General features: G+C 44.5%; 14 protein-coding genes. 10 read left to right on the forward strand and 4 right to left on the reverse strand.

The annotated features are described in order from the left end of the window. The first annotated feature begins 234 nt into the window (after positions 1-234). Both AB3351_RS04925 and AB3351_RS04930 read left to right on the forward strand, forming a co-directional pair. A complete protein-coding gene (locus tag AB3351_RS04925; protein ID WP_371146266.1) occupies positions 235-1,140 on the forward strand; it encodes a chemotaxis protein in 906 nt (301 codons plus the stop codon). Positions 1,141-1,215: 75 nt separating this feature from the next. Next, positions 1,216-1,383 carry a hypothetical protein gene (locus AB3351_RS04930; protein WP_371146012.1) on the forward strand — a complete coding sequence of 56 codons (168 nt, stop codon included), beginning with the start codon at positions 1,216-1,218 and terminating at the stop codon, positions 1,381-1,383. A gap of 57 nt (positions 1,384-1,440) precedes the next feature. Here AB3351_RS04930 and AB3351_RS04935 read toward each other — a convergent pair whose 3' ends face one another. Both AB3351_RS04935 and AB3351_RS04940 read right to left on the reverse strand, forming a co-directional pair. Continuing rightward, positions 1,441-2,205 carry an SIMPL domain-containing protein gene (locus AB3351_RS04935; protein ID WP_371146013.1) on the reverse strand — a complete coding sequence of 255 codons (765 nt, stop codon included), beginning with the start codon at positions 2,203-2,205 and terminating at the stop codon, positions 1,441-1,443. A gap of 85 nt (positions 2,206-2,290) precedes the next feature. Next, positions 2,291-2,596, reverse strand: coding sequence for a hypothetical protein (locus AB3351_RS04940; protein ID WP_371146014.1), 306 nt, complete (start codon positions 2,594-2,596; stop codon positions 2,291-2,293). 311 nt (positions 2,597-2,907) lie between these two features. Between AB3351_RS04940 and AB3351_RS04945 the strand changes: the two genes are divergently transcribed. From AB3351_RS04945 to glnA, 6 genes are all read left to right on the forward strand, one after another. Further along, the gene (locus AB3351_RS04945; protein WP_371146015.1) at positions 2,908-4,122 is read left to right on the forward strand and encodes an acetate kinase; all 1,215 of its coding nucleotides are present in this window, start codon (positions 2,908-2,910) and stop codon (positions 4,120-4,122) included. Then, complete coding sequence (pduL, locus tag AB3351_RS04950; RefSeq protein ID WP_371146016.1) at positions 4,119-4,718, forward strand: phosphate propanoyltransferase; 600 nt, start codon at positions 4,119-4,121, stop codon at positions 4,716-4,718. Before AB3351_RS04945 ends, pduL begins: the two co-directional genes overlap by 4 nt. A 187-nt stretch (positions 4,719-4,905) precedes the next feature. Further along, positions 4,906-6,165, forward strand: a complete 1,260-nt coding sequence (gene hflX, locus AB3351_RS04955) for a GTPase HflX (RefSeq protein ID WP_371146267.1) — start codon at positions 4,906-4,908, stop codon at positions 6,163-6,165. A 21-nt stretch (positions 6,166-6,186) separates the two neighbouring features. Continuing rightward, positions 6,187-7,455 (forward strand): methionine gamma-lyase family protein, encoded by a 1,269-nt coding sequence (locus AB3351_RS04960; RefSeq protein ID WP_371146017.1) that lies wholly within the window; start codon positions 6,187-6,189, stop codon positions 7,453-7,455. A gap of 115 nt (positions 7,456-7,570) precedes the next feature. After that, the gene (locus AB3351_RS04965) at positions 7,571-7,978 is read left to right on the forward strand and encodes a MerR family transcriptional regulator (protein WP_371146018.1); all 408 of its coding nucleotides are present in this window, start codon (positions 7,571-7,573) and stop codon (positions 7,976-7,978) included. Positions 7,979-8,043: 65 nt separating this feature from the next. Then, positions 8,044-9,378, forward strand: a complete 1,335-nt coding sequence (gene glnA / locus AB3351_RS04970) for a type I glutamate--ammonia ligase (RefSeq protein ID WP_371146019.1) — start codon at positions 8,044-8,046, stop codon at positions 9,376-9,378. Between the two features lie 529 nt (positions 9,379-9,907). Here glnA and AB3351_RS04975 read toward each other — a convergent pair. Next, positions 9,908-10,309: a hypothetical protein gene (locus AB3351_RS04975; protein WP_371146020.1), complete on the reverse strand. Its 402-nt coding sequence runs from the start codon at positions 10,307-10,309 to the stop codon at positions 9,908-9,910. A gap of 18 nt (positions 10,310-10,327) precedes the next feature. Further along, the gene (locus AB3351_RS04980; RefSeq protein WP_371146021.1) at positions 10,328-10,840 is read right to left on the reverse strand and encodes a hypothetical protein; all 513 of its coding nucleotides are present in this window, start codon (positions 10,838-10,840) and stop codon (positions 10,328-10,330) included. Between the two features lie 173 nt (positions 10,841-11,013). Between AB3351_RS04980 and AB3351_RS04985 the strand changes: the two genes are divergently transcribed. Then, positions 11,014-11,694 carry a response regulator gene (locus AB3351_RS04985; protein ID WP_371146022.1) on the forward strand — a complete coding sequence of 227 codons (681 nt, stop codon included), beginning with the start codon at positions 11,014-11,016 and terminating at the stop codon, positions 11,692-11,694. Positions 11,695-11,696: 2 nt separating this feature from the next. After that, the gene (locus tag AB3351_RS04990; RefSeq protein ID WP_371146023.1) at positions 11,697-13,022 is read left to right on the forward strand and encodes a sensor histidine kinase; all 1,326 of its coding nucleotides are present in this window, start codon (positions 11,697-11,699) and stop codon (positions 13,020-13,022) included. Positions 13,023-13,121: the final 99 nt, after the last annotated feature.

Consider the following 13,121-nt stretch of genomic DNA (forward strand, 5'->3'; position numbering starts at 1 on the left):
TCTGATGTCTTCTTATGCACAATGAAGCGAGTACAAAATTACTGCGTATTTTATATCATAAAAAATTTTATTTTCACCTAGCCGAACAGGTAGTGAATAAGTTACTATATTACTAAGAAAAGAGAGTCTAATGTACCAACAACGTAAGAAAAGGTGCAAAAGTATACTCGTCAGCACCGATACTATACATAGAAGCATGAATTGTATGAGGGGAAAGGAGCCAGCACAATGGCGATGGATGATAAAAAAGGGATTCTTTTAGAAAGCGGAACAAATGAACTTGAAATTATTGAATTCGGTATTTCGGGTGAAACATTCGGTATCAATGTTATTAAAGTGCGTGAGGTTATCAATCCCATGCCTGTTACACGTACACCCAAGCTGCATCCGAATGTAATGGGTATCATCCAGCTTCGTGGCGAGGTGCTCCCAGTTATTAACCTGGCACAAGCACTGGGGTATTCGCCATCTGAGCATCCAGAGCAGGATAAATTAATTATTGCAGAACTTAATCAAATTAAGGTCGCATTTTATGTGCATTCGGTATCGCGTATTCACCGTATTTCTTGGGAGCAGATCGAGAAGCCGTCTGAGCTTGCACGCGGTGTAGAGAGCAGTACTACAGGGGTCGTTAAGATGGATGACCGCTTTATTTTACTGCTTGATTTTGAAAAAGTCGTCGTTGATATCAGTCCAGAGTCAGGCATTAATGTAGGCCAATTAAAAGATTTAGGCTCACGGCCTAAATCGACGAAGCGCATTCTGCTGGCGGAAGACTCGGCCATTTTGCGTAAGCTTATTGAAGAGACCCTGCATGAAGCTGGCTATGTTCATATTGAAATATGCCAGGACGGCAATGAAGCATGGAGTTATCTGGAGAGCCTGGCCCGTACCCAACAAAATATAGTTGATGAGCTTCAACTCGTCATTACAGATATTGAGATGCCAAAAATGGATGGTCACCATCTGACGAAGCGGATTAAGGAGCACCCAGAGTTGCGCAAGCTTCCGGTCGTGATCTTCTCCTCGCTGATTACCGAGGATTTGCGACATAAGGGTGAAAAGGTTGGAGCAGATGCACAGGTTAGCAAGCCGGAGATTGTAAATTTAGTTAAGATCATTGATCAGCTTATTTTATAGACAGAGCAAGCAGGCAATAAGAACATATTTCTTCGGTCATACTAAAGGCAGCGTTTGGATAAAGGAGGGACAGCAATGACTGACCGCAACAAACGACAGGCGATGGAGATGACGCATCCGCGCAGCCAACCGTCACGCCTTGACCAGTATGGCCGGGATGGACAGATTCCGCTCACCGGCCAAAAAAACCCGGAGATGGTTTCGCTATCTGAAGCCGAAGAAACAGAAGAGCAAGACTCATAACAGGAAAGGCCCTGCAGCATATTCGCTGCAGGGCCTTTCCTGTTATGTTAAGAGGTATTAATAAGAGTACGTAATGGTAACAGAGGTTCCGACCTTCAACTCACCCGGAGCAATCTGGCTGCCTGTCGCGTCTGCTTTGGCCGAGTTTGCCGAGTTTCCTGTACGTTGCATATCATAATACATCGGGGAATTAGGAATGGAGCCGTCTGTGATCTGGATTGCTTCCTTAATGGTTACACCGGCCCGTTTTGCGATTCGATCCGCTTTAACGCGGGCATTGTCAATGGCGATATCGGATGCTGCGAGCTGATGCTGCTCCATATTCTCAGATGTAAACCACACGCTGTCAATCCGGTTGGCACCGGCAGCGGCAGCTGTATCCAGCAGATGGCCGATATTTTTTAGATCCCGGCATTTTATTTGGATAATGTGTTCTACCTGATACCCTTTTAACTCCTGCTTATTATTGTTCCAGGAGTAGTCTGGCATGGTAGAGAAGCGTGCTGTCTGGATGTCTTTAGGTGAAATTTTCAGCTTCGTAAGGGCTGTGCGGATGGCTGTGAATTGCTTCGCATTCTTCTCCTGCGCTTCGCGTGCCGTTTTGCCTGTCGTGTGCAGACCTAATTGGACATAAGCAATATCCGGCTGCACAGTAACTTCACCATACCCAGTCACAGTAATCGTACGCACCGCTGTGGATTGTGTCGTGCTTGTCTGTTGTGTTTCGGCCGCATATGCGGTTGGTGCAGCCAATCCTCCGGTGAATACGACAGTGCTAATCAATGCGGCGCAGCTAAGCATCTTTATATTTTTTATAATCATTTTACTTTCTCCTTTGCCCATTTTTATTTTTATGGACGGAAGAGGCGCGGAGAAAGTTGCAGGTCTTTTTGCCTGAATAGAAGTTCTATTGATGGATACGAAAACGTGTAATGTGCTCGTATAATCCCTCTTGCAGTAAAATTTCTTTTTGTTTATCGCCAATAAGATCGAAATGAGGATACGCGGTGCGCATGTGCAGGTGTCTTCGTTCGAGTCCGTAAGGTTGTCCCCATAAAAGAAGAGTATCAATATCAGAACATCCTGCTTTGGTTACGGTTTTGATGCCAGGATAACGTGGGTCAAGCCAGAAGTGGGTCAGCAGTGCCACGTCCCCACGCTGTACTCTTCTCTTCCATTCTACAAGCTCAACACGTGTGATGCCAAAAGCCATCAGGTGTGTCCTCCCTCCGAATTGTTTGTTTACCATTATAGCGAATTGTGACAGAAATAGTACGGGCGAATGAGCGGAAAAAACGGATGTTTTTTAGAAAAAAAGACAATAAAGAAGAAAGAAAGCGTTTTAAAATAGAATGTAAGCGTTATATAGATAGATTGTTTTCTTTATTTTATTTTGCGTGTGAGTTGGATGAATTTCAAAGATAACAACTTTATCCATAAGCCTTTTAAAGTGCATTGCTTTCGAATAGAATACGGCTGTACATGTACATTGGATATACAAAAGAGCAAGCGAGGTTACGTAGTATGTCTATTATCTTATCTGTTAATAGTGGAAGTTCATCGTTTAAATATCAGCTTATCGATATGCCAGCCGAGCGCGTCATTGCTAAAGGGATGATGGAGCGTATCGGGAGCGGAGAGTCGCTTCATACTTTTGATACAGGCGGGGAGAAAATAGCAGAGGTTTGTGCAATTGCTGATCATGAGCAGGCAGTAACCGTGTTGATGCAGACGCTTGTCCACCCAGCACACGGTATACTCACCGGAATTGATGAAATCAAAGGGATCGGACATCGTGTCGTCCATGGCGGAGAAGTGTTCACGGACTCAGTATTGATCGATGATAACGTGCTTGCTCAGCTCACGGCATGCATAGAGTTGGCGCCGCTTCACAATCCTGCCAATCTCATCGGCATTCGCGCATTCAAAAAAGCGCTGCCGCATGTCCCGGCTGTGGCCGTATTCGATACGGCATTTCATCAGACGATGCCGCAAAAGACATACCTATACAGTATACCGTACAGTTATTATAAGGATTTCGGTGTCCGTAAATACGGATTTCATGGCACATCACATAAATATGTAACAACAAGAGCAGCAGAACTTATGCAGCGTCCGCTAGAACAGTTGCGAATCATTAGCTGTCACCTTGGAAACGGAGCCAGCATCGCGGCTGTGCGAGGTGGTAAATCGATCGATACTTCGATGGGATTCACTCCACTTGCCGGATTAACAATGGGTACGCGTGCCGGAGATGTCGATGCAGCGCTCATTCCGTATTTAATGGAGAAAACGGGGAAATCAGCAACTGACATTGTTGCTATATTCAATAAGGAGAGCGGGATTCACGGAATTTCAGGACTATCTAGCGATCTGCGTGATATTGAAGTTGCCATCTCTCACGGAGATGATCGTGCAAAGCTTGCGCTTGATATTTTCATTGAACGTGTCCGCAAATATATTGGAAGCTATGCAGCGCAGATGAACGGTGTGGATGCGATCGTATTCACGGCTGGTATTGGCGAGAACAGTGCGATGATCCGTGCTGCTATTGTAGATAAACTAGAATGGATGGGCGTGTATTTTGACCATGAGAAAAACAATGTGCGCAGCAGGGAAGCGGAGCTGACGCATGCCCATTCTCCGGTAAAAGTATGGATTGTTCCAACGAATGAAGAAGTAATGATTGCCCGCGATACGATGAAGGCAGCCAACATCAAGGAGGAAACACTCGTATGAATAACATCGTTCCTGTAGGAGTCTCTAACCGTCACATCCATCTAAGCCAAAAAGATGTCGAAGCACTCTTTGGTGCAGGTTATGAGTTGACACCAATGAAGGCTTTGTCCCAACCGGGTGAATTTGCCGCAGAAGAAACCGTGACTGTCATCGGTCCAAAACATGAGATTCATCATGTTCGTATCCTTGGACCTATTCGTGCCAGAACGCAGGTAGAAATCTCCCGCTCCGATTCTTTCGTACTTGGAGTCAAAGCGCCGATTCGGATGTCTGGCGATCTGGCAGGCACACCGGGGATTACGCTTGCGGGTCCTGCTGGCGAAGTGAAGCTAGAAGAAGGCGTAATCGTGGCACAGCGCCATATTCATATGACTCCGCAGGATGCTGAACGTTTTGGTGTGAAGGATAAGGATGTTGTTCAAGTAAAAACTATGGGTGAGCGCCCGTTGATTTTTGATAAGGTGATGGTTCGTGTTCATGCTTCGTATGGGCTTGATTTCCATGTGGATACAGACGAAGCGAATGCAGCCGGATTACAAACTGGAGATCTGGTAGAAATTCTCGGTGTTCGCATTCGTGAACTCCAGCTTGCTTAAGTTATAGATAGAGATAGAAGAGCGGTTTCCTATGGAAAGCCGCTTTTTTCTATATAAAAGTAGAAAATAAAAATCAATAGTCGTGTGTAAAGTAGGACAATTTGGTAAGATATATTATTGAGACCCTTTCACTTATTCTGCCACAAAGCCATCATGTTCATATATTAAGGAGGCGTTTGCGATACATATCATTGATGAACAAAAAACCGAACGGGCCATCCTGGTCGGCTACTACCGAAAAAATAAAGATACGCGCCAATTTGAGCTTTCTATGGAAGAGTTAGGCGAGCTTACGCGGACAGCACAGGCTGATGTCGCCGTTGTGCTAACGCAGGGACGCGACCAAGTAGATTCACGCCTGTATGTGGGCAAAGGGAAAGTAGAAGAAATCAATCAACTGGTCGAAGAACTAGAAGCGGACCTTGTTATTTTCAACGATGAGCTGACGCCCATGCAAATTCGCAACCTAGAACATGTAATCGAGTGTAAGGTGATTGATCGGACGCAGTTAATCCTCGATATTTTTGCCCAGCGCGCTCGTTCACGGGAAGGGAAATGGCAGGTGGAACTGGCCCAGTTGAAGTACCGTCTGCCGCGCCTGACCGGAAAAGGCGCAGAACTATCACGGCTTGGTGCAGGAATTGGAACGAGGGGACCGGGAGAGACGAAGCTGGAGTCGGATCGCCGCCATATCCGTCGCCGCATCGGTGAGATTGAAACGCATCTTGAGGAAGTAAAGCGGCATCGGCAGCTGCACCGGGAGCGCCGGAAGAAAAACGAAGTGTTCCAAATCGCGATTGTCGGCTATACGAATGCCGGCAAGTCCACGATTCTAAACCGTCTTACTGGAGCGGGGATTCTTGAGGAGGATAAGCTGTTTGCTACGCTTGATCCTACATCAAGGCGCGTCGAGCTTCCCGGCGGCGAAGAGGTTATCATTACAGATACGGTTGGCTTCATTCAGGATCTGCCACACCAGCTTATTGCCGCGTTCCGCTCCACGCTAGAAGAAGCAGCGGAGGCGGATTTGATTCTGCAGGTGATAGATGCCTCGCACCCGGACTATCAGATTCATATGGAAGTGGTCGATGAAGTATTAACCGAGCTTAGCGCCGAAGCGATCCCGCGCCTGACCGTTTTTAATAAAATGGATCTTGCCGAGGAGAAGCCGATTGCGACCATATCCGGCAGCGTGCTGTACATGTCCGCTTACAGGGAGAGCGATCTGCCGCATCTGCTGCAATCGATTGAGAACCATATCGAGAGTCAATACAGCAGATATCTGCTGCGCCTGCCGACATCGCGGGGGGATTTGTATGCGCTCGTACGCCGCAACCTTCATATTCTGCGGGAAGAAGTTAGTGAAGATGGAATGAACTATGAGCTTGAAGTGAAAGGAAGAGGCATTGAGCAGCTTTCATCCGAGCTTACCCAGTTCATCATTTAAGAGAGAGAAAGGATCGATTGTGTGTTTTCATATTTAAAGCATGGGGAAAAATTAGCTCCATACGTACAACAGGTAGAAGAAGAAACGAGCGCGCGCCTGCGTGAGATTGAAAGGATGGCAGATTATAATCAGTTCAAAGTTCTGCGGGCGTTCCGCAAGCATCAGGTAAGCGACTTTCATTTCGCTCCATCGACCGGATACGGATATGACGATATGGGGCGGGAGACACTGGAGAAGGTGTATGCTGAAGTATTTGGCGGCGAGGCAGCGCTGGTACGCTCACATATCTTAAGCGGTACGCACGCGATCGCCATTACCTTATTCGGTATGCTGCGGCCGGGAGATGAGCTGCTGTATATTACAGGTTCTCCTTATGACACGCTCGAAGAAATTGTGGGCGTGCGCGGTCATGGAAACGGCTCCCTGAAAGAGTTTGGCATTGGCTATCAGTCTGTGCCGCTGATTGCGACGGGTGATGTGGACAAGGAAGCGATCGCCCGCGCGATACATACGAAGACGAAAGTAATTGGCATTCAGCGCTCGCGCGGGTATGCTGACCGCCCATCCTTTACGATTGAGAAAATCAAAGAAATGATCGATTTTGTAAAAAGCATTCGCTCCGATCTTATCGTATTTGTGGACAACTGCTACGGCGAATTTACGGAGGAGAAGGAACCGCTTGAAGTGGGCGCAGATATTATGGCCGGCTCCCTTATCAAAAACCCGGGCGGCGGCTTAGCTAAAAACGGCGGCTACATCGCTGGTCGTGCCGACCTTGTCGAGCAGGCTTCATACCGGATGACGGCTCCGGGATTGGGTGCAGAAGTAGGTTCAACCCAATCGGGTACGCTTGAGATGTTTCAAGGATTCTTTCTTGCGCCGCATGTCGTAGGAGAAGCGCTCAAGGGCGCTGTTTTTACTGCGGGCTTGCTTGAACGCCTCGGATTTACGACACATCCGCGCTGGAATGCGCCGCGTACTGACTTGATTCAATCGATTGAATTCGGCACGGCGGATGGATTGGTTGTCTTCTGTCAGGGCATCCAAAAAGCGTCGCCGGTGGATGCGCATGTTGTACCGCAGCCAGGAGATATGCCGGGATATGCTGATCCTGTTATTATGGCAGCCGGCACGTTCATTCAAGGAGCCAGCATCGAACTATCAGCGGACGGTCCGCTGCGGCCACCGTACCTTGGTTTTGTTCAGGGCGGACTTACCGCTTCTCATGTAAAAGTCGGTGTATTGACCGCGCTGGATGGCATGATTGAAAAGAATTTGATTAACATCTAAAAAACTCGAAAAAAATATATGTAATGTTACCTAACATCCATTGACGAGGAAAGCTGACACGTGTAAAATAAGAATCAGGAAAGCAAGGAGATTTACCGGCGAGAGGGGATAAGATATGAAGGATGAGCTTCGCCGTAATATGGCTCTATTTCCAATTGGAATTGTAATGCAGTTAACGGAATTGACCGCGCGTCAAGTCCGCTACTATGAGCAGCAAGGCTTGATTTCTCCTGCACGAACTAAAGGCAATCAGCGCCTGTTTTCCTTCAATGATGTAGACAGACTGCTAGAGATTAAATCGCTGCTTGAGAACGGTTTGAACATTGCTGGAATCAAGCAGGTGCTTGCGATGAAACAGGAAGGTAAGCAGCACACCGAGAATGTACTCAATGAGAAGACAGAACAGAAACGAAAAGAACTAACCGACCGCGATCTGCGCACGCTGCTCAAGCAGCAGATGCTTACGCCGCGTCTCGGAGAAACACCGCTTAATCGGGGGGAGCTTTCCCGCTTCTTCCATTAAATTACACATAAAAAATCATGTAGGGGTCTCCTTGCGAGGAGAGATCTTAAGGAGGTAGTTTCGAGATGGCAGCAAAGTATTCAAAAGAAGACATTTACCGCTTAGTTAAAGAAGAGAATGTGAAATACATCCGCTTGCAGTTCACCGATCTGCTCGGGTCAATCAAAAACGTAGAAATTCCGGTAAGTCAGTTGGAAAAAGCGCTGGATAACAAGATGATGTTCGACGGCTCTTCCATCGAAGGCTTCGTTCGTATCGAAGAATCCGATATGTATCTGTATCCGGATCTTGATACATTCGTAATCTTCCCGTGGATGACGGAGTCCGGCAAAGTTGCACGCTTTATCTGTGACATCTATACTCCAGACGGTCAGCCTTTCATGGGGGACCCGCGTCAAATCCTGAAGCATGCGCTCAAGGATATGGAATCATATGGCTTCAATGCTTTCAACATTGGACCGGAGCCGGAATTCTTCCTCTTTAAACTTGATGAGAAGGGACAGCCGACAACTGAGCTCAACGACCAGGGTGGATATTTCGACTTTGCGCCGCTTGATCTAGGTGAGAACTGCCGCCGCGACATCGTGCTGACGCTTGAGCAAATGGGCTTCCAGGTTGAGGCATCTCACCATGAGGTGGCACCGGGCCAGCATGAGATTGACTTTAAATATGCGAGTGCAGTAGAAGCAGCGGATCAAATCCAGACGTTCAAGCTTGTTGTTAAAACAATTGCCCGCAAGCATGGTCTGCATGCGACCTTTATGCCGAAGCCGCTGTTCGGTATCAACGGTTCCGGTATGCACTGCAACATGTCTTTATTCTCTGATAGCACAAACGTATTCGAGGACAAAAATACAGAGCTTGGCTTAAGCGAGACGGCGATGCAGTTCCTTGCAGGCATCATTAAGCACGCGCGCGGATTTGCTGCGATTACGAATCCGACGGTTAACTCTTATAAGCGTCTCGTTCCTGGTTACGAAGCGCCTTGCTATGTAGCTTGGTCTGCGAAAAACCGCAGTCCGCTTGTTCGTATCCCGGCTTCTCGCGGCTTGAGCACACGGATCGAAGTGCGTAATCCAGACCCGGCAGCGAATCCGTACCTGGCTTTGACAGCTTTGCTGGCCGCTGGTCTTGACGGTGTGAAGAATAAAATGAAAGCTCCGGCTGCAACGGATCGCAACATTTACGTCATGAACGAAGCGGAGCGCAAAGAAGCAGGCATCGACAACCTGCCGGCAACGCTGAAAGAAGCGGTAGAAGAATTAAAAGCGAACGAAGTGATCTGCGCTGCCCTTGGCGAACATGCATTGGAGCATTTCGTGGAAGCAAAAGAGATCGAGTGGGATATGTTCCGCACAACGGTTCATGCGTGGGAACGCGATCAATACATGAACTACTAAGATATGTCCCTTAACCCATAACCTTGCCGTTTTGGCGAGGTTATGCTTCAAACTCACAAAACATCCAGTCTTAATTATGAATTGTAAAATTTTTTGGTGATATGCAAAGAGTTTTAGACTGAATAGAAAGCATAAAAGCACAAAGAATTGATGTATATTGGAATGTTCAATTGATTCCTTTTAGGACAATAATTTCATCTATCGATTCATACATTCGAGTAGGGGTGCTTCCTTCAACAATCAACTTCATAGCAAATATAGCTGTATTTGTTCCATTGTCTTTTTTAAATCCAAATTATTCAAAGACAAGGAATAATAAAAATCAATACTGAACAAACGGAGATCTTTAGTTGAAGAAGCAGTTAAATGAAAAAGGCTTAGAGTAGATATTTCTCTAAGCCTTTTTGATGTGAATTGAACTGAGAATCTAATCACGGGAGCTCGTGATTATTCTTGTGATTATGTCTGTGTTTTATCGTTTTGCACCTCTCAAGTGACCCCTTTAGTAAGAGTTACAATGGTTTTTCATTTAAATTTCTGCGTTCTTATTCCTGAAGACCAAAGCGATTCCCCCAATTAGTAACCCCCAAATTGAATTGGTTACCAAAATACTTACAATCGTAAGCGGATTTGTTAGAGGTCCTTGCAATTCGCCATGGAGCAGGGGAGATAAAATGCCGCTAAGAATGATCGCAAAGACAGCATACGCTATCCCTGCAAAAACTAAAATGCGAATTGGATGTTGACTCTTTTTCTTTACAACAACAATAAGCCATACTAATGATATAAGAATAGTCATCAGAATACTTCCGAACGTTTCTCCCATCAAGTGGATGATGCCTGTCATTTTCATAATCGGTCTTAGAAGGGCGATCGCTCCTAAGCTTAAGATCAATAATAGGTTTTGTTTAATAATTTCAGTATTAGTCATTTAAATCAATTCCTCTTGTTATTTTCGATATTTCTTTACTTTTCCAAATGGTTTGAAGTATGTGATAAAGGTCATAAAAGTCAAACATAATAGGTTGAAGCTTGATGTGATAATGATCGATATCCAAGTTGTTTGAAATTGTGAGTCCTGTAAAGCCAAAAGTCCCATATCTTCAATCATTATAGCTAAACCTGCAGTCCATTTATTTAAAAATAAGATCCCGATCATAATCGTTAAAACGGTTAGCTCAAACTTAATGATCACCCAATAATGCTTGACCAGTCCCCACTGCGTCCATACGGAAAGCATAATACCTGTAAGTAAAGTCAGCAAGGCTGGATATTTCAGCAGATTTTCATCGATGACTTCCATACTAGTAAGCGTGTATAATAGTTGTTCTCCATTGGCTGCATGTTGTAGATAGAATGCTAGCAGAAGCATCCCTAGTGTTCCACCAATCCATGAAGCGACTGATAGAACGTGAATGGCTACTACTATGCTTTTTTTCTTTTGATTTAGTCGATAAGCCATTTTATATAAATCCTCCCATTTCAGTGTTAATCATTGCTACTCATTTCAGCGCCTTTTAAAGATATCAAAGAAATGTTGTGAACTTGTTGTGGGTGATTACGGATTCAGTGAAATTTATAAGATTGGGGAAAACTCAGGTTATAATGTGGAAAAGGAAAAAAGGAGTTATTGTAATGAGTGAAACACTTTTATTAGTAGATGACGAAGAAAAGGTGCTGGAGTTTATGCGTTCTTTTCTGATAAATGAGGGGTTTGACATTGTCACAGCCCAATCAGGAATAGAAGCTCTTCAAAAAATAAAAGAGGTGAATCCAGCATTAGTCGTGCTCGATTGGATGATGCCCAATATGAATGGTCTCGATGTCTGCCGGGAAATTCGGAAGGTTAGTAAAGTGGGAATTATTTTGGTAACGGCCAAATCGGATGAGATGGACAAGATTATCGGCCTAGAGGTTGGTGCAGATGATTATATTACTAAGCCATTTTCGTTAAGAGAATTATTAGCTCGTATACGTTCCGTGTTACGCCGAATTTCAGATAATCAGACAATAGAAGAAAAAATCGAAAGGGGAGATCTTATCATATCCGTTTCCCAGTACCGCGTTTGGAAAAATGGGGAGGAAGTAACGATGACACCTACAGAATTCAAGCTATTATTGACCCTTGCTGAAAAACCTGGAATTGTGTACAGCCGTCTTCAGTTATTAAAAGCTGCACTGGAAGATGATATCTTGAATGTGGAGCGAACGGTTGATGCTCATATTAGCCGATTGCGAAAAAAAATCGAGGATAATCCTTCTAATCCAACATACATCCAGACTGTTTATGGATTTGGATACCGTTTTGGTGGTTAAGCATGAGTTTGCATCGAAAGATCTTTTTATCCTTAGCCATTACTATAGTAGGAATTAGTTTTGTCTTTATTTTTCTTACTCATCTTATTGTGAAGGATTCAATCGAAGCAGGAATAAAGGAAACAAGAGGCCAAGAAATATTAAAGATTAACGAGAAACTAACGGCTTATTATATCGGAAATAATTACTCATGGGATCATGTTCAACGCTTAAATATTCTGCAGGATATTGCTCAGGGTAAACCAGAGCTACTCGTGATGGACAGGAGTCATCAGGTGGTTTTTCAAATAGGAGAAACTCATCAAAAAGCCGTGCAATACTTAGGTATCAAAAGTGATTTGAACATCAATAATGAGAAAATCGGTCAATTTATTTATTATGACCCTGAGATGGCAAATTTTTCGAAAATATTGATTGGCATTCCTATATCCGTCGTTTTCATCCTTTTTGTAACCGGCTTGATCCTCATTTTGATTTCCCTGATTATTGCATATCGCTTGTCAAGATGGCTGGCTTCTCCGCTTCGAGATTTTTTACCGGTGATCAATAGGCTTGGAAGAGGGGAACTTGGAATTAAGATTCCGGTTCGCAAGAAGGATGAATATGGAAAAATAGCCGAAGCCTTTAATTCTATGTCACAGGATCTTGAGCAAGCCGAAGTTGTCCGTAGAAATCTTACCGCAGATGTTGCCCATGAACTGAGAACACCACTAACCATTATTAATGGAAAATTGGATTACCTGCAGCAGAAAGGAAACATGATCAGGCCAGAGACCTTATTACCATTACAAGATGAACTCATCCGCCTGAACCAATTAGTAGAAGATTTACGAATTTTATCATTAGCAGAAGCAGGGAAATTGCCATTATATAAAACTCCGACCAATATGCTGGAGTTGGCAAATCAGCTGATCACAGCACTTGAGACAATTGCAGAAGAAAAAAGCATTTCCATGAACATTGATGTTCAAACAAACGATATCATCCTATCTGTTGACCCGAATCGAATAAAACAAGTTTTTCTCAATTTATTAACGAATGCTATCCGTTATACGCCAAATGAAGGAAGTATTTATCTTCGCCTAAATGACGATGGTCAGTATTTCAAGATGATTGTAGAGGATACAGGGGAAGGAATTGATCCTGATCATTTGCCACATCTGTTCGACAGATTCTATCGCAGAGATGATGCCCGGACAAGGCATAGCGGAGGTACTGGATTAGGGCTAGCCATTGCTAAACAATACGTCATTTCTCACGATGGGAAAATTGAAGTGGAAAGTACTCTAAATAAGGGAACTCAATTTATTGTGTATCTGCCCTTATAATAAAAATCAAATATAAGAAAAGATTTAGAAAAAATATTCGCTTTGTTGCATTTTTCGGGAATGCCGAATATGTAAAAGCCGATGTTAAAATCCCCAATA

It is taken from the genome of Aneurinibacillus sp. REN35, assembly GCF_041379945.2.
Lineage (GTDB): Bacteria > Bacillota > Bacilli > Aneurinibacillales > Aneurinibacillaceae > Aneurinibacillus.

What these genes read in the sequence shown, in the direction of transcription:
- AB3351_RS04925 (WP_371146266.1), top strand. Translation starts at nt 235, where the DNA reads ATGGATGATAAAAAAGGGATTCTTTTAGAAAGCGGAACAAATGAACTT.
- AB3351_RS04930 (WP_371146012.1), top strand. Translation starts at nt 1,216, where the DNA reads ATGACTGACCGCAACAAACGACAGGCGATGGAGATGACGCATCCGCGC.
- AB3351_RS04935 (WP_371146013.1), bottom strand. Translation starts at nt 2,205, where the DNA reads ATGATTATAAAAAATATAAAGATGCTTAGCTGCGCCGCATTGATTAGC.
- AB3351_RS04940 (WP_371146014.1), bottom strand. Translation starts at nt 2,596, where the DNA reads ATGGCTTTTGGCATCACACGTGTTGAGCTTGTAGAATGGAAGAGAAGA.
- AB3351_RS04945 (WP_371146015.1), top strand. Translation starts at nt 2,908, where the DNA reads ATGTCTATTATCTTATCTGTTAATAGTGGAAGTTCATCGTTTAAATAT.
- pduL (WP_371146016.1), top strand. Translation starts at nt 4,119, where the DNA reads ATGAATAACATCGTTCCTGTAGGAGTCTCTAACCGTCACATCCATCTA.
- AB3351_RS04965 (WP_371146018.1), top strand. Translation starts at nt 7,571, where the DNA reads ATGAAGGATGAGCTTCGCCGTAATATGGCTCTATTTCCAATTGGAATT.
- glnA (WP_371146019.1), top strand. Translation starts at nt 8,044, where the DNA reads ATGGCAGCAAAGTATTCAAAAGAAGACATTTACCGCTTAGTTAAAGAA.
- AB3351_RS04975 (WP_371146020.1), bottom strand. Translation starts at nt 10,309, where the DNA reads ATGACTAATACTGAAATTATTAAACAAAACCTATTATTGATCTTAAGC.
- AB3351_RS04980 (WP_371146021.1), bottom strand. Translation starts at nt 10,840, where the DNA reads ATGGCTTATCGACTAAATCAAAAGAAAAAAAGCATAGTAGTAGCCATT.
- AB3351_RS04985 (WP_371146022.1), top strand. Translation starts at nt 11,014, where the DNA reads ATGAGTGAAACACTTTTATTAGTAGATGACGAAGAAAAGGTGCTGGAG.
- AB3351_RS04990 (WP_371146023.1), top strand. Translation starts at nt 11,697, where the DNA reads ATGAGTTTGCATCGAAAGATCTTTTTATCCTTAGCCATTACTATAGTA.